Below are 21717 nucleotides of genomic sequence, written 5' to 3' on the forward strand. Positions count from 1 at the left end.
CCCCAGCCCCCGGTCTCGGGCGCGCCATACCCGCCGCCGCCGGTCTCGGGCGCGCCGTACCCGCCCACCTCGGGCGCGCCGTACCCGCCGCCGGGTGCCTTCACGCCGCCGCCCAGTCCCGACCCGACGTACCAGCCGGGCCCGGAGGCGGCCTACCCGCCGGTGTCGGGCACCCCGTACCCGCCGCCAGGTGGGCCGTACGCGCCGCCGGGTGGGCCGTACGCGCCGCCAGGTGGGCCGTACCCGCCGCCGGGTGGGCCGTACGCGCCGGGCCCGGGCTACCCGCTCGGCCCCCCGCTGCCGGCCAAGAAGAGCAGCAAGAAGCCGATCATCATCATCGTGGTCGTCGTGGCGGTGCTCGCGCTGCTCTGCTGCGTCGGTGGCATCGTGGCGCTCGTCGCCGGTGCCAACGAGGCGGCGAAGGAGGCCGAGCGGCAACTGCCGACCGTGCCCCGGGTCACCACCGCCCCGAGCGGCCTGCCGACCGCCGACCGGACCTCCCCCTCGTCGTCCGCCCCGCCAGACGGCGAGACCCTCAACATGAAGGCCGGCGAGACCCTGGTCATCACCGACGACGAGGGCACCCTGGAGATCACGGTGCTGCGGTTCCGCACCTCGGCCAAGGGCTGCAAGTCGTACTCGCCCGATCCCGACAAGGGCCTCTACCTGATCGCGGACGTCACCGCGACGGTGAAGAAGGGCAAGATGTCGATCAACCCGTTCTACTTCCAGTGGGTGGCCGAGGACGGCACCACCGCGAACGGGATCGCCGGCGCGCTGGCCGGCTGCGGGGACCTGCTCGACTCCGGCGTCAACCTGCGGGAGGGCAGCAAGCGCACCGGCAGCGTCACCTTCGACGTGGCGAACAAGAACGGCGCGCTGGAGTACCGGCACGAGTTGGAGACCGCCGGCTCCTGGAAGCCGTAGGCGCAGCAGTTCGCGTACGTGGGGGCCGGCCGGCGCACGGGGCCGGCCCCCACGCCCGTCCCACCGAACGGTGGCGGGCCCGACGGTCACCCCCGACCGGGGCCCGGCCCTTTCGGGCGACGACGTGCGGCGGGCCGCAGCAGGTCGACCAGGCCGCGCCAGGCGTGCCCGATCGTCAGCCCGGCCCGGATGGTCGCCAGGGGATTCCAGAAGTCCCGGAAGTGGACGATCTTCCCGGCCCGGAACCGGACCACCGAGATGTAGACCTGGTGGAACGGCCGGCCGGTGACGATCCCCCGGCCGTCCCCGACGAACTCGGCGATCACCAGGTCGGGGTCGGTCGTCTCGTGGAAGGTCAGCCCCGAGAAGCGCACGTCGAACTGCTTCGGGAAGTCCTTCATGTGCTCGTACAGCTCCTGGTGCCCGGTGAACCGCGGGGCGATGCCCGGCAGGGGGTAGGGGAACTCCAGCACCCCGTCGGGGTCGAACAGCTCCACCCACTCACTGATCCGCCCGGCGGAGATCAACTCCAGGTTGTGGGCGAACAGGGCCTGGGCCTGGGTGCGGGCCTGCTGGTCGGCATCCATGCTGATCAGTCCTCACTGTTGGTCGGGGCGAGGGGCACGGGGGTCGGGTCGACGGGCACTGAGGAAGGCTTGCGGCGGGCCCGCACGAGCGGGGCGAAGTTGCGGTCGAGCAGGGCGTCCGGCAGCAGGCGGGCGGCCAGGCTGCCCAACCGCACGTCGCGGCCCACCGGGTACCGGGTCTTCGGCCGCGCGGCGGTCAGCGCCCGGGTGACCGCCCGCGCGAAGTCCGCCGGAGTGGTCCCGCTCCGCCGGGCCTGCGCGGCCAGCCGGGTGAGGAAGCGGCCGAACGGCTCGTCGTAGAGGTCGCCGGCCCGCCCCGCCGCCCCGGCCATCGTCTCCGACCCGGCGTGGGCGACCTTGTCCCAGATCGGCGTCTGGATCGCCCCCGGCTGGACCACCGACACCGCGATACCGAACGGCCACAGCTCGCGCCGCAGGCTGTCGCTGACCGCCTCCTTGGCGAACTGCGCCGCCGCGTACACGCCGAGGTAGGGCAGGGCGACCCGGCCCAGGCCGGAGGTGACGTTCACGATCCGGCCCTGGCCGGCCCGCAGCAGCGGGAGGAAGCCCTGGATCACCGCGATCTGGCCGACCACGTTGGTGTCGAGCTGCCGCCGGACCTGCTCCAGTGTGACGCACTCCAGCGGGCCGGGCAGGCTGATACCGGCGTTGTTGACGAGCCCCCAGAGACCGCCGACGCCGACCTGGCGGGTCACCTCGTCGACCGCCTGCCGGACCTCGTCGGCCAGTGTGACGTCGAGGCGGAGCGGGGTGATCCGGCCGGCCGTGGCGGCGGCCAGGTCGCCGGCGGCGGCCCGGTCGCGCACCCCGGCGAAGACCCGGAACCCCGTCCGGTCGAGGTGCAGCACGGCCTCGCGGCCGAGCCCCGACGAGGCGCCGGTGACCACCACCGCCCGGCCCCGCGCGTCGATCCGTCTTCCTGCCCCGATCATGATTCCACCTTCCCGTCGGCCCCGGCCGACACCGGATCGGCCCTTGCCGGCACTACTGAGATCTCGGCGAGCACCGCGTCGACACAGGCGTCGACGAGGCCGGCCGCGCGGGCGTCCGGGACCGCCTCCGGCACGTGAACGAAGTTCCAGGCCAGTTCCCCATGGCTGGTGTTCGCCGTGGCGACGAAGTAGCCGCAGACCGAGAGCCCGGCGACGAACTGGGCGCCGCTCAGCCGCCAGGCCCCGATCCGGTCGGGAAAGTCGTACCGGCCGAGATTGGACAGGCAGAGGTTGACCGGCCCGGACCGCTCGGTCAGCTCCACGAACCGGCCGCTTTCCGCGACCGACGGCGGGCACGACAGGCGGACCAGGTCGACCATGGCGAAGTGGCTGCCGTGGTGACGCCGGGCCGCGAGGTCCCCGCTGATCGACCGGGCGAGCTGCCACAGCGACGCCCCCGGCCGGTACGGCACGAACGAGGGAACGGTGGCGACGTACGCGCCGACCGCCCGCTCGGACACCGGAGGCGTCAGGGCCGCCCGGAAGTCGACCGGGGAGCCGATCGCCACGTGACCCGGGGCGGGCGGACCCGTCTCGGCGGCGACCGCGAGGACCATCGCGGCGGCCAGCGCCCCGTGCACGGTGGTCCGTTCCCGGCGGCACGCCCGGGCCAGCACGGCTACCTGCTCGGCGGTGAGCGTCCGGTGCAGCAGCCGGCTGCGTCTCGCGGTGAACGGCACGAAGCGGCTCGGCACCACCCGGGCCGGCCGGTACCGGCGCACCCGGTACAGGTCACGTAGGAGCTGCCGGCCGAGCCGCAGCGAGCCGGTGACGCCCCGGTACCGGCGGGGGAACATCCGCTCGGCCGGGGGCAGGGCCGGTTCCCGTTCCAGCGCGTGCCCGCCCTGGGGCGCGCTACCTGGTCCGGCGTCGCCCGTGATCGGCCGTTCCACCGCAGTGGCCAGCCGGTCGGCGTGTTCGACCCACTGGCGCAGCAACGACAGCGCGGTCGTCCCGTCCGCCACACAGTGCGGCAGGGTCAGGATCAGGTCGTGCACGTCGCCGGCGGCGGGCGCGGCGCTGGCGGGCCCCGGGCCGGTCCCGGTCAGCACGACCGCCCGGCAGAGCGGCCCGGTCCGCCAGTCCACCCGGTCGACCAGTTCCCGATCGTTGACCTCGCGCAGCCAACCGGCGTCCGGGTCGGCGGACGCGCCGGGCTCGGCGGCATCCGGCAGGTCGGCGGCGGCCAGCCGCAGCGGGATCGGCCGGTCCGCCGGCACGAACCGGGGCCGCCGGCCGTCCGGCCGGGTGGCGATGGCCACCCGCAGCAGCGGATGGCGTGCCTGGAGTCCGTCCAGCGCCGCCCGGAGCAGCTCCGGCGGCAGGTGCCCATGTACCCGCACCCGGGCGATGACGTTGAGCGGGGACACCTGGTCGGCGATCCAGTACCAGCGTTCGAGCGGGCTCAACGCCCGGTGGGCCGCGCCGCGCCCGGCGCTCACCGCAGGCCCGCCGGCGCGACGTCAGGGAAGGTCAGGTCGGCCAGGTTGCGGCGGTCGACGAGCCGCGCGGGCAGCCACCTCAGGTACGCGCGCCGGGCCAGATCGCCGGCGGGGCTGGCGAGCTGCTCGATCCGGCTCAGCGAGTGCGCCTGGCGGATCATGCGCCGGGTCCGGTCGCGCCGGGCCGCCTCGTAGCTGCGCAGCGCATCGGACAGGTCGGTGGCCCCGGCCAGGCTGCGCGCCAGCACCACCGCGTCCTCGATCGCCATCGCCGCGCCCTGGCCGAGGCTCGGCAGCATCGGGTGCGCCGCGTCGCCGAGCAGGGTGACCGGGCCGGTGCCCCAGCGCCGCAGGGCGGGGCGGTCGCGGGCGGGGACGCTGATGAGCGCCGTCTCGGCGGTGGCGGCCACGGTGGCGACCACCTCGTCGGCCCAGCCCGCGTACGCGCGGAGGATCTCGTCCCGGCCGCCGTGCCAGCCGCGGGCCGCCTCCGGCGGCATGTTCCGGGTGCCCCACCAGTAGACGTGGTCGCCGCCGAGGTGCACCAGCCCGAACCGCTGGCCGCGCCCCCAGTAGTGGGCGGCGTACCCGTCGCGGACCCGGGGGTGCCGGTACGCGACGGTCGCCAGCCAGCACACGTACCCGGGTTCCCGGGGCCGCTCGGGGCCGACGAGCTGCTGGCGTACCGCCGATCCGAAGCCGTCCGCGCCGATCAGCAGGTCGCCGTCGGCGCTGGTCCCGTCGTCGAACTCGACCCGGACTCCGCCGCCGTGGTGGTGGAACCGGCGGGCGGTGGCACCGAGCCGGATGGGCGGGCCCCCGGCCGCCTCCAGCAGGGCCCGCTGGAGTTCGGCGCGGTGGATGGCGACGTTCTGCGCGCCGACCCGGTCGCCCAGGTGCGCGAACCGGACGGTCCTGATCGGCCGCCCCGTGGCGGTGCGGAAGTGCAGATCCGAGTAGACCTGGCCGCGCCGCTCGACGTCGAGGTCGATGCCGAGTGAGCGCAGCGCGACGCGGGCGTTGGCGGTCAGCGAGAGCGCCGAGCCGGCGGCCCGGAGTTCGCTGGCCCGCTCGTGGATCTCCACGTCGACTCCCACGCGCAGCAGTGCGCCGGCCGCCGCGAGGCCGCCGATGCCGGCGCCGACGATGATCGCCTTCGGTCGGCGGCGGATCGGTGTCCCGCCGGGCAGCCGGGACGTCCACGTGCCGGTCGGGCCGGTGGAGCCGGCGGGGGCGATCACCGTGCGTCCCCGATCAGCCGGCGGGCCGGGGTGGCCCCGGCCAGCAGCCCGGTGATCCGCCTCGCCACCTCGGCCACATAGGGCTCGTCCATGAGCACCAGGTGGTCGCCGGGTACGTCGATCACGTCGACCCGGCCGGTGGTCAGCTCGCCCCACCCGTTGCGCGGGTCGAGGTGCATGCTGCCGGCTAGGTCGTGCATCGGCTTCAGCACGGCCGGCAGCGGGTCGGCGGCCCGCAGCAGGGCGATGTCCTGGTCGACGGCCTCCGGCCGGTAGGAGATGATCGCCTCCCAGTTGGCCCGGAAGACCTCGAAGAGTCGGCGGACCGAGCCCCGCGAGCTGCCCGGGCGCAGCACCCCGCTCTCGCCCGCCCGGCCCGCGATGAAGTCGAGCTTCGCCTCCGGCGTGGTCAGCTCAGCCGGCACTCCGCGCGCCGGTGGGCCGTCGTGGCCGAGTCGCATCAGCTCCCAGAAGAACCAGTCGAGCAGGACGTCGTCGGCGACCGGCACCGGGTCGCTGGACCGGCGGGCGATCGGGTCGAGCAGGATCAGCCGGTCGACCTGGTCGGCTCCGGTTTCGTTAAGCTGCCGGGCCATCTCGAAGGCGACCACCCCGCCGAACGACCAGCCGCCGATGGCGTACGGGCCCTCGGGTCGGACCCGGCGGATCGCGTCTAGGTAGGCGCGGGCCAGCTCTGGCACGGTGCGCAGCGGCTCGGTCCCGGCGTCCACCCCGGCGGCCTGCAACGCGTACAGGGGTTGGTCTGCGCTCAGGTGGCGGGCCAGCGGGACGTAGCAGAGCACGTTGCCGCCGAGCGGGTGCACCAGGAACAGCGGCGGCCGGTCGCCCTCGGCGCGGATCGGCACCAGCGGGTCGAACGTGAGGTCGGCCCCGCCGCGGCGGAGCAGGTCGGCCACCCCGGCCACGGTGGGTGTGGCGACGAACGCCGAGACGGGTACGGCCACCCCGAAGCGCTTCTCCAGCATCACCACCAGGCGCATCGCGGTCAGCGAGGTGCCGCCCAGCTCGAACAGGTTGTCGTGCACCCCGACCGCCGACAGGTGCAGCAGCTCGGCGGCGATCTCCGCGACGATGCGTTCGTGCCGGTCGCGGGGGGCGACGCGGGGGGCCTCGGCCAGGTCCAGGGGCAGTTCGCGCAGGGCCCGGTCGTTGCGCTTGCCGCTGGGGGTCAGCGGCATCCGGGGCAGCCACTGCCACCGCGCCGGCACCAGGTGCTCGGGGAGGGTGGCGCGCAACCGCCGGCGTACGTCGGCCAGGTCGACCGTGTCCGGGTCACCGACGAGGAACGCGGCCAGGAAGGAGTCGACGCCCTCCCGACGGCGGGCGACGACGGCGGCCTCGCGGATCCCCGGGTACTCCCCGGCCAGCTCCATGATCGCCACCTCCACCTCCAACGGTTCGACGCGGAAGCCACGGATCTTGGTCTGGGTGTCGGTGCGGGCCACCCAGATCAGGTCGCCGTTGGGCAGGTAGCGGGCCAGGTCGCCGGTCCGGTAGAGCCGGCTGCCCGGCGGGCCGAACGGGTTGGGCACGCAGCGCTCGGCGGTCAGGCCCGGCCGGCCGTGGTAGCCCCGGGTGACCTGGATGCCGCCGTAGTACAGCTCGCCGGTCACGCCGGTCGGGACCGGCCGCATCAGCTCGTCCAACAGGTGCATCTCGACGCCGTTGATGGCGGGCCCGATGGGCGGCAGGTTGGGAAAACGCGCCGGGTCGCCGCTCATCGTGTAAGCGGTGACCAGGTGCGTCTCGGTCGGTCCGTACTGGTTCTCCAGGACCGCGCCGGCCGGCAGGGCGGCCAGGAAGCGCCGGATCTCGGGGGTCACCCGTAGCTGCTCGCCGGAGGAGATCACCACCCGTAGCGCGCGCGGGACGATCCCGAGCAGCTCTGCGGCCTCGGCGAGCTGCTGCAACGCGACGTACGGGAGGAAGATCCGCTCGACGGCCTCGCGGTCGAGCAGCCGCAGCAGGGCCGGCACGTCCCGCCGGAGGTCCTCGTCGATGATCCGCAGGGTGCCGCCCGCGCTGATCGTGGTGAGGATCTCCTGGAACGACACGTCGAAGCTGAGCGGCGCGTACTGCAACGTGATGCCGCCGGCCGCCGCGCTGGCCGCCCGGATCTGCCACGCCTGGTAGTTGTCCAGCGCGCCGTGCGTCATCGCCACGCCCTTGGGCACCCCCGTCGACCCGGAGGTGAACAGGACGTAGAGCAGGTCGTCTGGGGTGATCCGGGGCAGCGCCACGGCATCGTCGACGGTCGGCTCCGCCACGGGGCCCTCGGCGGCCGTCGGCTCCGCCACGAGGTCGGCCACGTCGAGCACGGTCGACGGGTCCTCGATCAGGTTCCAGTGCCGCCGCTGCGCCACGATCCGCGTCGGTCGGGCCTGCGCGACCATCGCGGCGATACGTTCCCTCGGGTACGTCACGTCAAGCGGGACGCAGGCCGCACCGGCCCGCGCGACGCCGTAGATCGCGGCGATCATCTCCGGCGACCGGTCCAGCGCGATCCCGACGAGCTGCCCCGGCCGGACGCCGGAGCGCAGCAGCCCGACCGCGATCCGGTCGACCGTGGCGTCCAGCTGCGCGTAGGTCCACTCGCACGGCGGAGCGTCGGTCAGGGCGTCGGGGGCGTCGAAGGTGACCGCGACGGCGGTCGGGGCGCGCCGGGCGTGGTCGGCGAGCCGGCGTACCACGTCGCTGGGCGCCTCCAGGGCCGGGCCGACGGGCTGCGGCGCGGCGGCGAGGAAACCGAAGTCCGGCTCCCCCTGCGGGTCGGCCACGATCCGGGCGAGGATACGCAGGTAGGCGTCGATCAGCAGGTCGGTCTGCGCCGGGGTGAGGGTGCGCCCGTCGGCGTCGACGCGCAGCGAGACGCGCCGGTCGGCGGGGCTGACGAACACGTTCACCAGCAGGGTGAAGTTGGTCTCCTCCCAGGGGTCGAAGCCGAGCAGCTCCACCTGGGGCAGCTCCAGCAGCGGGGTCAGCACGTGCATGTGCACGTAGTTGAAGGCCGTCTCGAAGATCGGCTCGCCGCCCCGGTCCCCCACGATGGCGTGCAGCGGGTAGCGCCGGTGCGGGTGACACTCCTGTTCCTGCCGGTGGACCTGCCGGACCAGCTCAAGCCAGGTACGCGCGCCGGGGGTGATCCGCAGCGGCACCGTGTTGAGGAAGAGTCCCGCGACGAGTTCCGCTCCGGCCCGGTCCGGCCGACCGTGGGTGACCAGGCCGGTGGTGACGTCCGTCGTCCCGGCGTACAGCCGCAGCAGCAGGCAGTGCGCCGCGAGCAGGACCGACTTCACCGGCAGCCCGTGGGCGACGGCGAAGCCGCGTACCCGGTCCTCCAGGTCACCGGGCAGCGGGACGTGCCGGACGATCACGCCCTCGTCGCCGGGCGGCTCGTACTGGCGGAAGCCCTCGATCTGGGCGAGTTCCGCGCCGTCGAGCCGGGTGGTCCAGAAGTCGCGGGCGGCGGCGGAGGCGAGCGCGCGGCGTTCCTCGACGACGTACGCCGCCGGGGAGGGCAGCACGGCCGCCCGGGGCGGATCGATGTCGACGCCCACCAGGTGCAGGTAGTCCCGCAGCAGGTCCCCGACGACGGTGGCCACGCTCCAGCCGTCGAGGAGCACGTGGTGGAAGCTGAACACCAGGTCGACGGCCCCCGACGGGAGCAGGTGCACCCGCATCAGGTGCAGCGGCGCGTGGTCGAACGCGTACCGGTGGCGTCGCCGCTGCCGCATGTGCGTCAGCACCTCGGCGTCGGCCGTGGCGGCGTCGTGGTCGCGCAGGTCGACGATGTCGAGGCCGCCGGTCACCCGGGCGTGGACGATCTGGAGTGGTTCGGAGCAGCCGCCCAGGTCGAACGAGGAACGCAGGACCGGGTGGCGGTCGAGGAGCCGGTCGTGGGCGGCGCGGAAGGCGGCCTCGTCCCACGGCAGCCGGATCGAGTACCGGAACACGTCGTGGTATGCCGTGGAGTCCTCGCGTTCGCTGCCGTGGAACAGCAGCCCGAGCTGGAGCCGGGTCGCCGGGAAGGCGTCCTGCGCGTCGCCCAGCCCGGCCCGGTCCAGGTGCGACACCAATTCGAACGGCTCCGGCAGCGCGGCCTCCTGCGCTGGCGGCAGGGCGGTGCGGGCGTGGGCGGCCAGCGCCGCCACGGTGGGCCGGGCCACCAGGTCGGCGACGGTGACGTGCAGGCCATGCCGCGCCGCCTCGGCGCCGACGCGCAGCGCGAGGATGGAGTCACCGCCGATGGCGAACCAGTCCTGGTCAGTGCCGACGGACGGCATCCCGAGCACCCGCGCCCAGATCGCGGCGATCGTCTGCTCCACCTCGTCGCTGGGGGCCGGCCCGGTCCCCGCGACGACGCGGTCGGCAAAGTCGTGCGGGCCGCCGTCGTCGGCCAGGCCGCCCCCCTCGTCGGACCCGGTGGCCGGTACGGGCAGGGCGGCCTGGTCGAGCTTGCCGTTGGGGGTCAGCGGGATCCGGTCGAGCCGGTGGAAGAACGCGGGGACCATGAAGTCCGGCAGCCGGTGCAGGAGTTGTGCGCGCAGCCACGCCGGGTCGAGGTCGGCGTCCGCCCGGTAGTAGCCGACGAGGTGGGTGCCTCGAACCGGGCCGGTGCGGGCCACCACGACCGCCTCCCGTACGCCGGGCACGGCGGCGAGTGCGTGCTGGACCTCGCCGGGTTCGACCCGGTTGCCCCGGATCTTCACCTGGTCGTCGAGGCGGCCCAGGTACTCGATGTTGCCGTCGGCGAGCCAGCGGGCGAGGTCGCCCGTGCGGTACAGCCGTCCGCCGGTCACCGGGTCGGTGCCGAACCGTTGCGCGGTCAGCTCGGGCCGGCCCAGGTACCCCCGGGCGACGCCGATCCCGGCGACGCAGAGCTCGCCGGGCGCGCCGACCGGCTGCGGTTCGTCACCGGGGCCGAGCACGTAGAGCTGGATGTTGTCGATCGGGCGGCCGATCGGCACGCGGGTGGCCGGCCCGGCCGGGTCGGGCCGGCACTCGAAGTGGGAGACGTCGACGGTGGCCTCGGTCGGGCCGTACAGGTTCACCAGCCGGGGGCCGGGCGTTCCGTCCGGTGCCGGCGGCCCGGCGCACAGCAGCCGGTGGAACCGGTCGACGTGCCGGGGCGGCAGCTCCTCGCCGCTGGCGAAGACCAACCGCAGGCCGGTGGCGTCCGCGCGCGAGGCGGGCGCGTCGGCCAGCAGGTCGAGGAACGGGCCGAACATCGAGGGTACGAAGTGGACGACGCTGACGCCCTGCCGGGCGACCGTGCGCAGCAGGGCGGCGGGGTCCCGCCGCACCTCCGGCTCGGGCAGCACCACCCGGGCCCCGGCGAGCGCCCACCAGAACAGCTCCCAGACGGAGACGTCGAACGACACGGGCGTCTTCTGCACCAGGACGTCGTCGCCGTGCAGCGGGTAGCACCGCTGCATCCAGGCCAACCGGTTGACCACCGAGCGGTGCTCGATCAGCACCCCCTTGGGCCGGCCGGTGGAGCCGGACGTGTAACACACGTACGCGAGGTCGGCACCGGTGGCGACCGGCTCCACGGGTGACGTCGGGCGGTCGGTCATCGCCTTGAGGTGGCACACGGCGACCCCGGGCCCCACCGGCGGTGGTGGCGTGTCCCCGGTCACCACGAGCACCCCGGCGCCGCTGTCGGTGAGCACGTGCCGCACGCGCGACTCCGGGTGGTCGGGCTCGATCGCGACGTACGCCCCGCCCGCCTTCAGCGTGCCCAGGATCGCGGTGAGCAGCCCGGGTCCACGGTCGGCCAGGACCGCGACCCGGTCGCCACAGCCGATCCCGGCTTCGCGCAGGGCCCGGGCCACCTGGTTGGCGCGGGCGTCGAGGTCGGCGTAGCTGACCGTCTCGTCCGTGCCGTCGACGACCAGCGCGGTCCGGTCCGGGGTGCGGGCGGCCTGCCGTTCGAACAGGCCGTGCACGGTCAGGTCGGCAGGCAGGTCGACGCGGGTGTCGTTGAGTCCCCGGGTGAGCCGGTCCCGTTCGGCCGGGGTCAGCATCGGGGTTTCCGCCAGCGGCCGGTCGGGCCGGTCGAGGGCGTTGCGGATCAGCGTGACGACGTGCCGGCCCAGCGCCTCGATCGGGAAGTCCTCGTCGAACACGTCCGGGGCGTAGTCGAGGTCCACCCTCAGCGGGCCGTCGTCGAAGTCGTTGACCAGCACGGCCAGGACGTGCCGGTCGTGCAGTCGGCTGCGCACCATCGTCTGCTGCTCGATCCCGGGGATCGGCTCGGGGCGGGGCCAGCGCATCCAGGACAGGGTCACGTCGTAGAGCTGCCGGCCGCCGTCGGGCAGCGCCACACCGCGCAGCAGGTCGCCCCGGGACCGGCCCTGTTGGGTCCAGAGCGCGCGCAGGGTCTCCTGGACCCCGGCGACCAGGTCCGCCAGTGGTCGCGCGCCGTCGACCCGTACCGGCAGCGGCAACTCGTTGGCGAAGTGGCCGACGGTGCGCCGTTCGACGTGGTTCCGGCGGTTGAGCACCGGTACGCCGAGGACGACCTGCTCGGTGCGGTGGATCCGGGTGAGGTAGGCGGCGACGGCCGAGGCGAGGAAGGTGAACGGGGACGCGCCCCGGGCCGTGATCCGGTCGACCAGGGCCCGGTCGATCAGGAAGCTGTGCCGCGCGCTGCTGGCTGCCCCGGCGTCGGTCGGGCCGCTGGTCGCGCGGCGCGGGAACAGGGCCGGGGTCACGCCCGCCAGCGCGGCGCGGAGGTGGTCGAGGTCCCGCTCCCGTCCGGCCGATCGTGGCTGGGCGGCCCGCGCTCGGGCCACGGCCAGATACGACGGCTGCGGCTCCTCGACGGCCACCCCGGTGCGCAGCAGGCGGGCGTAGTCCTCGCTCGCCTGCCGCAGCAGCAGCCGCCCGCCCCAGCCGTCGGTAACGAGGTGATGCGCGTTGAGATATGCGTAGGTGACCGATTCGCTCTCGACGAGCAGGGCCAACTCGTACATTCTGCTCCGGCGCAACGGAAACGGGCGGTCGAACGACCGGGCCATCCAGGAATGGCAGGCCGCGCGGGGGTCGCCTTCTCTCGAGAAGTCGATGGTGGCAATTACCGGCGACTCGTCCTCGACCCACTGGTAGGGCTCGCCGTTCTCTTCTTCGAAACGCAGCCGCAACGCGTCGTTCCGAAGCACGGCACGATTCATACAGGTACGCATGAGTTCGAGGTCAAGGGGGCCGGTGAACCGCAGGTAACCCCCGACGTTGAACTGGGGCAGCTCCGGACATAGCCGACTAGCTACCCAGATGTCGGCCTGAACTGTGGTCAACGGTGCCCGGTCGACATTCCTCACTGCTCACCCCTCACGACTGCTCCGGCCGCGAACGACGCCCTACCCGATGACAATTTGATCGACTTCCGTCGCTGCCATGGCGCTGGACAGTACCCGATAATCAACGTTTACGTCAGCGCGCGCGACACTTTCACATCGGATTCTCATGCAGCGAGGGAGTTCGTTGCGCAACGGTCCCCGACTGATGTATAAGTTCCTCTCGAGATCAACCCGGGAAATCCCCGCACGCAGGTAGGAATTGACGCCCGTCATATCTACGACGAGAATCGCACGGGCATCCGGGACGGCCGAGGTGGGGAGGTTCGGGTGAGGCTGACCAGACCGGGGACCTTCCTGCGCTGGCTCGACCGGCACGGCCTGGCCCGGCTCGGCATCGCCGCCGCCGCCCGCCGGGGTGACGCGCAGGCCCGGCTCTTCTTCGATCCGGCCATCCGCGACGACCCGTACCCGTTCTACCGGGAGGTCCGCGAAGCCGGCGCGCTGGTCCGCGGCCGGCTCATGTGGAGCACCACCCGGCACGACGCGGTCGTCGCGGTGCTGCGCGGCGAGGCGTTCAGCAGCGATCTGGAATCGCTACCGGCACCCGGCCCGCTCGCGGTGGTGCGCCGCCTGGGCCGCAGCGGACGGCCCATCGGGCCGGCCGACCCGCCCTCGATGCTGGTCGTCGACCCGCCGACGCACACCCGCTACCGCCGGCTGGTCGCCAAGGTCTTCACCCCCCGGGCCATCGAGGGGCTGCGCCCACGGATCGAGCGGCACGCCGAGGCCCTGCTGGACGACCTGCCCCAGGCGCCGGGCGACACCGTGGAGATCGTCGGACGCTACGCCAGCCTGCTGCCGCTCACCGTGATCGCCGAGATCCTCGGCGTGCCGCAGGACATGCGACAGCGGTTCCTGGCGTGGGGCGAGGCCGCCACCCCGACGCTCGACCTCGGGCTGACGCTGCGCCAGTACCACCACGCCGAGGACGCCATCCGGCAACTCAACGCATGGCTGCGCGGGCATTTCGCCCGGCTGCGCGTCGATCCCGGCGACGACCTGCTCAGCCGCCTCGTACACCTCGACAGCGAGGGCGAACGGCTCACCGAGGAGGAGTTGCTGGCCACCGCCGGCCTGCTGCTGGTGGCCGGGTTCGAGACCACCGTCAACCTGCTCGGCACCGGCATCTACCTGCTCATCCGTCACCCGGACCAGCTCGGGGCGCTCCGTGAACGACCCGACGGATGGCCCAACGCGGTGGAGGAGATCCTGCGGTACGACTCGCCCGCCCAGACCACCGCCCGGTACTGCCGCGCCGACACGGAGGTGGCCGGCGTACCGGTGCGCGCCGGGGAGATCGTGGTCCCGATGATGGGCGGCGCGAACCGGGACCCCGCCGTCTTCCCCGACCCGGACCGCTTCGACATCACCCGGGCCAACGCCCGCGACCACCTCTCGTTCTCCAGCGGAGTGCACTACTGCCTCGGTGCCGCGCTCGCCCGGCTGGAGGGCCAGCTCGGGCTCAGCGCCTTCTTCGAGCGCTACCCCGACGCGGCGCTGGCCGCGGTGCCGCGCCGCCGCTCGACCCGGGTGCTGCGCGGATACGACCACCTGCCGGTACGGCTGCGGCCGTAGGAGGGATACCCATGCGCCCCGTACTCTTCGCCAGCCCCGCGCACCCGGGGCAGCTCAACCCCCTGCTCGCCATCGCCGGTGAGCTGTCCCGGCGCGGCGAGCCGGACCTGTGGTTCGCCGCCGAGGAGGACGCGCGGGACCGGGTGGCGGCCACCGCCACCGGCAGCCCGCTGCGCTTCCGCTCCACCGGGGACACCCTGCTCCGCGTCGACGACGAGCTGTACGCCGCCATGACCCGGGGGCCGATGACCACTGCCGGCCTGGTGGCCCTCGCCCGGCAGATCCGGATCCCGGACGTGGCCGACCGGGTCCGCGAGCTGACCCTCGAACAGATCGACGAGATCCGGCCCGGGCTGATGGTGATCGACATGCTGAACCTGGGCGCGCTCGACGCGGCGCTGGCCAGCGGGGTGCCGTACGTGCTGAGCCTGCCGTTCCCGCCCAGCAACATCTACCTGAGCCGGCTGCCGTGGAACTACCCGACCCCCACCTCCGGATTGCCGCGCCGGCTGGGCCCCCGGCAGCGGTGGGCCAACCTGACCTTCCGGGCGCGGCTGCGGCTGGCGCTGCTCGGCGCGCTGCTCGGCCCGGCCCGGCACCGCCGCGCCCAGGGGATCGGCAACGCCTTCGGCGACCCCGAGAAGTACAGCGCTGCCGCGGTCGCCGTCTTCGGGTACACCGTGTTCGGGCTGGAGTATCCCTTCCCCGCGCCGGAACACCTGCACCTGTTCGGCCCGATGGTGCCACCGCGCGAACCCGCGCCGGGCGACGAGCTGACCGACTGGCTCGACCGGCAGACCTCGGTGGTCTACGCCTGCCTGGGCACCCTGGCCCGGCTCACCGGTCCGCAGGTGCGCGCGTTCGCCGAGGCGCTGAGTGCGATCGGGCCCGAGCACCAGGTGCTGTGGAAACTGCCCGCCGCGCAGCGGCACCTGCTGCCCGGCCCGCTGCCACCGCACGTACGGGTCGAGGAGTGGATACCGTCCCAGCTCGACGTGCTGGCCCACCCGAACGTCCGGGCCTTCGTCTGCCACGGCGGGGCCAACGGCTTCCACGAGGGCGTCCACTTCGGGCAGCCGATGCTGCTGACCCCGTTCTGGCTGGACTGTTACGACATCGCCGCCCGCGCGGTTGACGCTGGCGTCGGGCTGGCGCTCGACCGTCCACCGCACGTCGACGCCGACGAGGTGGCCGGGAAGCTGTACCGGCTGCTCACCGAGGACTCCTTCCGGGAACGCAGCCGGCACTGGGGCGAGCAGAGCCGCCAGGCCGGCGGGGTGGTCCGGGCCGCCGACCTGGTCCTGAAACTCGCCGCCGCCCGCTGACGCCACCACGCCGCCCTCCTGCCGATCGGTCACGGCCGTCGGGGCAGGCCGGGGACGCCGCCACGGGTGGCCCGGGCCCCCTGCGCATGGCCTTCTCGCACCATGCCCGGTATCGTTCCGATGTATCGGCTCGATACATCGGACACTGGCGCGGACTGGCGAGGGAGCGGCGGATGAGGCGGGTCGACTACGACACGGAGCAGCACCAGCACTACGCGCGCGGCCGCGCGCTCACCGAGCAGCAGATGGCCACCTGGATGAGCGCCTTCACAGCCGCGCTGCCCGAGCGGCGTCCCCTGGTGGGGCTGGACGTCGGCTCGGGAACCGGCAGGTTCACCCCCGCGCTGGCGCGAGCGTTCGGGCCGGTCACCGGCGTCGAGCCCTCGGTACGCATGCGCGAGGTGGCGCAGGCGCAGTCCCGGCACCCCGGCGTGCGCTACCTGGCGGGCTCCGCCGAGGACCTGCCCGTGCCGTCCGGCAGCGCCGACTTCGCGCTCATGTTCTGCGCCTGGCACCACGTCCAGGACAAGCCCCGGGCCGTCCGGGAACTGGCCAGGGTGCTCAGGCCGGCCGGGCGGCTGCTGTTGCGCGGCAACTTCAGCGACCATCATCCCGAGCCCTGGTGGCTGGGCCACTTCCCGCGCGGCCTCGAGGCGGACATCGCGCAGTTCCAGCCGCTGCACGAGGTCATCGCGATGTTCACGGCGGCCGGTTGGCGGGTCACCGGGTTCGGCACGGTCACCCAGCCGTCCGACGGCACCCGCGCCGACATGCTCGAACGGCTGCGCCTGCGCGCTCTCTCGTTCTTCGCCCAGCTCGATCCCGACGAGGTGGAAGCCGGCCTCCACAGCATCGAGGAGGCCGTGGCCACCAACCCCGACGCGCCGTCGCCCCCGCTGTCCGAGCCGCTGCTCACGCTCGAACGGCGCTAACCGGCGTGGCTCGACCCACCGACCCGCTGGCCGGGCTCGACCAGGTCCCGTGGGAGTCGCCGCACCACGCGTACGGGCCGGCCGTCGACGTACCGGGCCACCTGCGGGCGTTGCGGTCGGCGGAGGCGCCGTCCCGCCGCCGCGTGTTGTCCGGGCTGGCCGGCAACGTCCCCACCAGGGCACGCGGTGGGAAGCGAGCTGTCACGTGGTGCCGTTCCTGGTGGCCCCCGCCGGCGACCCGGGCACCCCGGACCGGGCGGCGGTGGTCCGCCTGCTCCGTGCGGTGATACTCGGCGACCGGCGCGACGACGCGCTGCCGTTCGACCCGCGCCGGGCCTTCGTTGCCGCCGAGGCGATCACCGACGGCCAGGCGGCCCTCGTGGAGGGCCATCTGGCGGCCGGGGCACCTGTGCGAGCACGACGAGGCTGCGAGCCTGGCCGACGACGTGGCGGTCCGCTGGGCGGCCGACGCCTTCCACGCCGGAGCCCGGCACACCGACCGGTACGTCCGCTGGCTCACCGAGCCGGACCCGCAGCTTGCCGGGTACGCCGCCGAACTGCTCGCCTGGTTCGCACCCGACGAGGCGGCGTTGGCCGGGCTCGTCGCGGTCCCGCCGACGGGGCCCACGCCGCCGCCCGCGCCAGCGCCAACCCGACTCGGCCACTGTCCGGCCGGCTCGGAGCGGATCGACACCCGCCTGGGCGAGCTGCTGTCGGCGAACACCGCGGTCGTCCGGGTCGCCGCCGCCCGATGACGACGGAACCATCACCGCCCCAGGTCGGGGAAGGTACCGAAACGCCCGCGTCGCGAAGCGGCGAAACCGGGCTTTCGTCCCTGTGTGGTGAGGAATCCGCTGAGCGACCGGTCCGTTCGGTCGCGGGTGCGGGTCGCTACGGCCACGGCCCCGAGGATTGAACCCCGACCCGTCGGGAAGACGTGCGGCGAACCGGTTGGAGCGCCGAATCCCAGCTCACTGCCGCAGTGCGTGACGGGGATCCTACCGGGAGCGGTGTTCCAGTCACAGCTCTACCTGAGGAGGAACTGTGTCTGTTTCGATGACCCAAACCATGGTGGATCCCACCAACGCCGTCAACAAGCAGACCGTCCAGTCCGCCGTCGTTGAGGGCCGCACGCTCGAGTTCCGGGTCGGCGACATCGACGGCGTGCAGTACGCCTGGACGCGGCTGGTCGACTCACAGAACGGCGATGTTATCTGGATCAACCAGACCACCGACGGTGGCAATACCTGGAACCCCTTCGGCAAGCGCACCATCCAGGCGGGGGGTCGTAACTACACCGACGCCCTGCGGACGAACAGCAGCGACAAGGTGAAGATGCAGGGTTGGACGCAGCTCACCAGCGGCAATAAGTACAACACCGCCGCCTGGTAATCGCTGCTGGTGCCAGGTGCCCCTGAACGTCCGGGGACGCCTGGCACGCCCTCGCACTGCGGTCGGGCGCGCTCGGGGCGGTCTGCCGCACATCGCAGCCGGGCGGGATCATGGCTGCCGGAAAGCATCGAAAAGGCCGTCTCCTGCCATGGGAGACGGCCCTTTCTGGGCGAGGTCGAGGGGATTTGAACCTCTAATGCCCCTTCCCGGATGCGGGGTTTACCTGCCTGGACTCCGGTAGGAGCTGACACGGGAATCGCCTGCCCGACCTCGGCGGACGCCCCCCATGCTTGGGGCCTGCCGGCAGCCGGATCGTGGAGGACGAAGTCGAGCGGTGGGTTAGAGACTTGCTATCCGCCCTGGACAGGACAACTTAACCGGCCTCGCCGCCGAGGGCAGCGTCCTGGATCGCTTTGTCTAGGGCGGGGCCGATCGGTCCGCTCAGCTCGGTGAGTTGCTGGATGCGCCGTTTGTTGGCGCGCCTGGTCTTACGGTCGAGGACGAGTTTGAGTCCTGCTGTGGCAACGATGACCACGAGTGTGGCGTCGGCGGGGTGGACTCTGCCGATGGGCTTCTTCAGGGCGGCGTTGACCCGGCCGAGGAGTTCCTTGCGGACGCGAGGGTCGCGGATGGTCACCTTGGTGGTGGGGAACAGCCCGAGGACTCTGTGGGGTTGGAGGCGGACCCAGCCGCCATCGCTGAGCTGCTGGCGTACCGCTCTGACGGCGACGCGCTGCCGGCAGTTGACCCAGAAATGCCATCTGCGTGGCTTGGAGCCGGCGATCTCTTCGAGGAGCGCTTCGAGGACGGGATCGCGGCAGGGGTGCCGGACGCCGATGGCGGCGTGGCCGCGTTCGTCGATGAGGTGGCCGTTGAGGTAGAGGTCGGCGAGGGCCGCGGCGCGGAGCATGGCGCCGAGGCTGGTGCCGACGCTCACCCTGCCCTTGTCGGGGTTGTAGGCCAGCAGGAAGACGCGCTGGGCGAGGCTGTCGGGTACGGCCACGTCATTCTTCTTCCGAATCGGGTGTGGCGGGGGGTCTCCCGGGTCCGCGCATCCGTCCGACTCCCCCGGGAAGGCGGCCGGCATCGGCGAGGACCCTGCGCAGGAGGTACTCGATCTGGGCGTTCGTGCTGCGAAGTTCGTCTGCGGCCCAGCGCGCGAGTGCGTCGTGCACGGCGGGATCGAGCCGGAGGAGAAGCTTCTTTCGTTCGGTAGCCATGCCTAGGAGTAGAGGGTGCCCGCGTTGACCACGGGCTGGGCGTCCCTGTCGCTGCACAGGACCACCAACAGGTTGCTGACCATCGCGGCCTTGCGCTCCTCGTCGAGGTCGACGACGTCATTCTCGGCGAGGCGGACCAGGGCCATTTCCACCATGCCCACGGCGCCTTCGACGATGCGGGTACGGGCCGCGACAACAGCGTTCGCCTGCTGCCTGCGCAGCATGGCGTGGGCGATCTCGGGCGAGTAGGCGAGGCGGGTCAGCCGGGATTCGATGATCTTCACCCCTGCGGCGGCGACACGCAGACCGATCTCTTCCGACAGCCGGGCGGTGATCTCGTCGGCGTTGTCGCGCAGGGACATCTGGGCGGCGTCGTGGGAGTCGTAGGAGTAGCTGTTGGCGATATGCCGCACGGCGGTCTCGGTCTGGATGGCGACGAACTCGATAAAGTCGTCGACCTCGAAGACGGCGCGGGCGGTGTCCTCCACGTGCCAGACGACGACGGCGGCGATCTCGATGGGGTTGCCGTCGGCGTCGTTGACCTTGAGCACGTCGGTCTCGTGGTTGCGGATGCGAGTGGAGACCCTGCGCCTGACGGTGAGCGGGTTCACCCAGCGGAGCCCGTCGGTGCGGACGGTTCCGGCGTAGCGGCCGAGGAGCTGAAGGACGCGTGCCTCGCCGGGCGAGACGGGGGTGAGACCAGCCGCGGCGATCAGAGCGGCCAGTCCGAACAGGAGGCTGAGACCGATGAGGCTCAGAACGACTGCGAAGTCCTCCTGCTGCACGCCGATGATGAGGATGGTCACGCTGACGAGGATCACCAGAATGGACAGGGCGAGGACCGGCCAGCCCGAGGCACCCGGGGCGATGCGCTCGCGTACCTGCGGGGCGGGCAGGTCGAGGTGTTCCGTCATGTAGGGCTCCTTCAGGGTGAGATGTCTTGAGACTAGCAAAGTGATATCACTTTTCCAACGACCGAGCGCTAGTCCGCCGTACGCGGGCCGGGACCCTGAGGAGAACGCCAACACCACACTGGAAGGGCTGAGGGTGCTGGACCTGACGGATGCGGCGCCCTGGGCGCGACCGGCGCCACTGGCCGTCATTGTCATCTGCCCCGATGCGCGGCAGCGGCCCGAAGCTCAGTCCGGTGGCCGACCGGCGGAAGGCGTCGAATCGAAGTGAGCGCGCGAAACCCGCGATACACGTACACCGGCGGCAGGTTGGGCCGTACGATCCAGCTGCGCTCCACAGTGGCGAATCGGGCGGCCAGCTCGGCGGCGAAGCGTCGGGCCGGACTTCTGATCGGTGGCCGGCGACGCCGGGGGACGTCGAAGTCCGACGTCAGGGAGGATCCATGTCTGAGTACGAGACGGAGCCGGCGCCCGCGCACAGGTCGTGCGGCGCCAGCCGGACGGGAGCTGGCTTCGCCTGCTAGACCAGCCCGAGTTCGTCCCGCCCACCCGGTGAAGCGCCGCAGCCCGCCAGAAACGTAGGTATCAGGATGCAGGAGTGGCTGCCGCTCATCCCACCGTGGCGGCCTGCTCCTGCCGGCCACGCGAGCGGTCCCTGGTTCGCCGTGGGCGTCCTGTGCACCTGAGGAAAGACGGCGTGGCCCAGCACGCCCCCTACGACCGAGCGCCGGAGGCTGCTCCCGCCCGGTCGGCCCGCCAAGAAGGGTGTGTCCGGCGCCGGTCGGCGCCGGACACACCCGAGCGGTCAGCGAACGGGGTTGTCTGGGTCAGCAGTCCCTAGCGCTGCAGGGTCAGCACACCCGGCCGCCACGGCAGCAGGTTGTAGTCGCCCCCCGCGCTGGGGTTCTTCCCCTGGTAGAGGAACTGGAGGTTGCACGCATCGATGGTCTTGGTCTGGTCGGGGTTGCTGCGGACCAAGTCACCGTGACTGATGTCGTTGGTCCAGGTGGCGCCACTGTTGGCCTTGCCGGCGAAGGGATTGCTCTCGGTTGCGGCCTGCGGTGTCCACGAACCGCCCAGGCTGCTGGACGTGAACGAGCGGAAGTAGCGCCCCTGCGAGCCGATCGCCTCGACGATCATCAGGTACTGGTTCTGGCCCTGGACCTTGTAGACCTCGACCCCCTCGAACAGGTTGTTGGTGGAGTCGCTCATGATCGTCGTGTAGTTCGAGCCGAAACTGCCCGGGAAGTTCCCGATCGGCATGCTCGACCGGTAGATCTTGCCGTTGTCACCGGCGAAGAACAGGTACATGTTCTGGTCGTCGCCGATGAGGGTCTGGTCGATCACGCCATACGGGGCGTCGGGAAGGGTTGCGGTGGACAGCGTCTGTGGCGAGGACCAGCCGTTGGCGTTGGTCGGGTCGGTCGACGTCTTGTAGCTGAACGAGGTCGGCCCCCACTGGTAGGCCAGCACCCAGATGTTCTTCGGGGCGAAATACAACAGCGTCGGTGCGACGGTGCCGGAGTTCATCCCGTTCTGGCTGGCCGAGGCCATGTCGGACCAGTTCGTGAAGGTCCCGAAGTTCATCGAGCCATACTGCCCCGACGAGTTGACCGTCGACCCATAGACGAGATGTTTGCCGTTGTGGATGACGCTGGTGAAGTCCTTGAGCGAGATCCACCCGTTCTGCGGGTTCGCCAGCACGCCGGTCGACGACCAGCGGTACGTCGACGGAAGAGCACACCCACTCGGGGGCGGCGAGGACGGGGG

15 protein-coding genes and 1 pseudogene are annotated in these 21717 nt (G+C 72.5%); 8 read left to right on the top strand and 8 right to left on the bottom strand.

From position 1 onward, the window contains the following. Positions 1-927 (top strand): DUF4352 domain-containing protein (locus E1258_RS14095; protein ID WP_132400589.1); only part of this gene is annotated, 927 nt, incomplete at its 5' end. Between the two features lie 86 nt (positions 928-1013). Here the strand turns inward: E1258_RS14095 and E1258_RS14100 are convergent. The 5 genes from E1258_RS14100 to E1258_RS14120 are packed head-to-tail and all read right to left on the bottom strand — an operon-like array spanning position 1014 to position 12553. Then, the gene (locus E1258_RS14100; protein WP_007074471.1) at positions 1014-1514 is read right to left on the bottom strand and encodes a nuclear transport factor 2 family protein; all 501 of its coding nucleotides are present in this window, start codon (positions 1512-1514) and stop codon (positions 1014-1016) included. 5 nt (positions 1515-1519) lie between these two features. Then, positions 1520-2467, bottom strand: a complete 948-nt coding sequence (locus E1258_RS14105; RefSeq protein WP_132400592.1) for an SDR family oxidoreductase — start codon at positions 2465-2467, stop codon at positions 1520-1522. Continuing rightward, a complete protein-coding gene (locus E1258_RS14110; protein ID WP_207919554.1) occupies positions 2464-3969 on the bottom strand; it encodes a hypothetical protein in 1506 nt (501 codons plus the stop codon). The genes E1258_RS14105 and E1258_RS14110 overlap by 4 nt, the downstream gene beginning before the upstream one ends. Beyond that, positions 3966-5210: an NAD(P)/FAD-dependent oxidoreductase gene (locus E1258_RS14115; protein ID WP_207919555.1), complete on the bottom strand. Its 1245-nt coding sequence runs from the start codon at positions 5208-5210 to the stop codon at positions 3966-3968. Before E1258_RS14115 ends, E1258_RS14110 begins: the two co-directional genes overlap by 4 nt. Further along, a complete protein-coding gene (locus tag E1258_RS14120; protein ID WP_132400595.1) occupies positions 5207-12553 on the bottom strand; it encodes a non-ribosomal peptide synthetase in 7347 nt (2448 codons plus the stop codon). Before E1258_RS14120 ends, E1258_RS14115 begins: the two co-directional genes overlap by 4 nt. Before the next feature lie 306 nt (positions 12554-12859). On the opposite strand from E1258_RS14120, the gene E1258_RS14125 reads away from it, so the two are divergent. From E1258_RS14125 to E1258_RS14150, 6 genes are all read left to right on the top strand, one after another. Further along, on the top strand, positions 12860-14167 hold the full coding sequence (locus tag E1258_RS14125; RefSeq protein ID WP_132400598.1) for a cytochrome P450: 1308 nt from the start codon (positions 12860-12862) through the stop codon (positions 14165-14167). An 11-nt stretch (positions 14168-14178) separates the two neighbouring features. Further along, on the top strand, positions 14179-15492 hold the full coding sequence (locus E1258_RS14130; protein ID WP_132400602.1) for a glycosyltransferase: 1314 nt from the start codon (positions 14179-14181) through the stop codon (positions 15490-15492). A 173-nt stretch (positions 15493-15665) separates the two neighbouring features. Further along, positions 15666-16424, top strand: a complete 759-nt coding sequence (locus E1258_RS14135) for a class I SAM-dependent methyltransferase (RefSeq protein ID WP_132400606.1) — start codon at positions 15666-15668, stop codon at positions 16422-16424. A gap of 5 nt (positions 16425-16429) precedes the next feature. Further along, entirely contained in the window at positions 16430-16711 is a 282-nt protein-coding gene (locus tag E1258_RS33320; RefSeq protein WP_165949765.1) for a hypothetical protein, read from the top strand. 159 nt (positions 16712-16870) lie between these two features. Continuing rightward, positions 16871-17179 carry a hypothetical protein gene (locus E1258_RS14145; RefSeq protein WP_132400612.1) on the top strand — a complete coding sequence of 103 codons (309 nt, stop codon included), beginning with the start codon at positions 16871-16873 and terminating at the stop codon, positions 17177-17179. A 289-nt stretch (positions 17180-17468) separates the two neighbouring features. Further along, a complete protein-coding gene (locus tag E1258_RS14150) occupies positions 17469-17816 on the top strand; it encodes a hypothetical protein (RefSeq protein WP_132400615.1) in 348 nt (115 codons plus the stop codon). A 373-nt stretch (positions 17817-18189) separates the two neighbouring features. On the opposite strand, the gene E1258_RS14155 is transcribed toward E1258_RS14150, so the two are convergent. Both E1258_RS14155 and E1258_RS14165 read right to left on the bottom strand, forming a co-directional pair. After that, the gene (locus tag E1258_RS14155) at positions 18190-18819 is read right to left on the bottom strand and encodes a GPP34 family phosphoprotein (protein ID WP_165949766.1); all 630 of its coding nucleotides are present in this window, start codon (positions 18817-18819) and stop codon (positions 18190-18192) included. A 219-nt stretch (positions 18820-19038) separates the two neighbouring features. Continuing rightward, complete coding sequence (locus tag E1258_RS14165; RefSeq protein WP_132400621.1) at positions 19039-19950, bottom strand: SPFH domain-containing protein; 912 nt, start codon at positions 19948-19950, stop codon at positions 19039-19041. Positions 19951-20404: 454 nt separating this feature from the next. On the opposite strand from E1258_RS14165, the pseudogene E1258_RS14170 reads away from it, so the two are divergent. Further along, positions 20405-20503: pseudogene (locus E1258_RS14170) on the top strand (DUF4440 domain-containing protein); the annotation flags it as partial. 281 nt (positions 20504-20784) lie between these two features. Here the strand turns inward: E1258_RS14170 and E1258_RS14175 are convergent. Continuing rightward, the coding region (locus tag E1258_RS14175; protein ID WP_256370999.1) for a non-reducing end alpha-L-arabinofuranosidase family hydrolase at positions 20785-21717 on the bottom strand (933 nt) is incomplete at its 5' end.

This window comes from Micromonospora sp. KC207 (assembly GCF_004348615.1).
Classification (GTDB): Bacteria; Actinomycetota; Actinomycetes; order Mycobacteriales; family Micromonosporaceae; genus Micromonospora.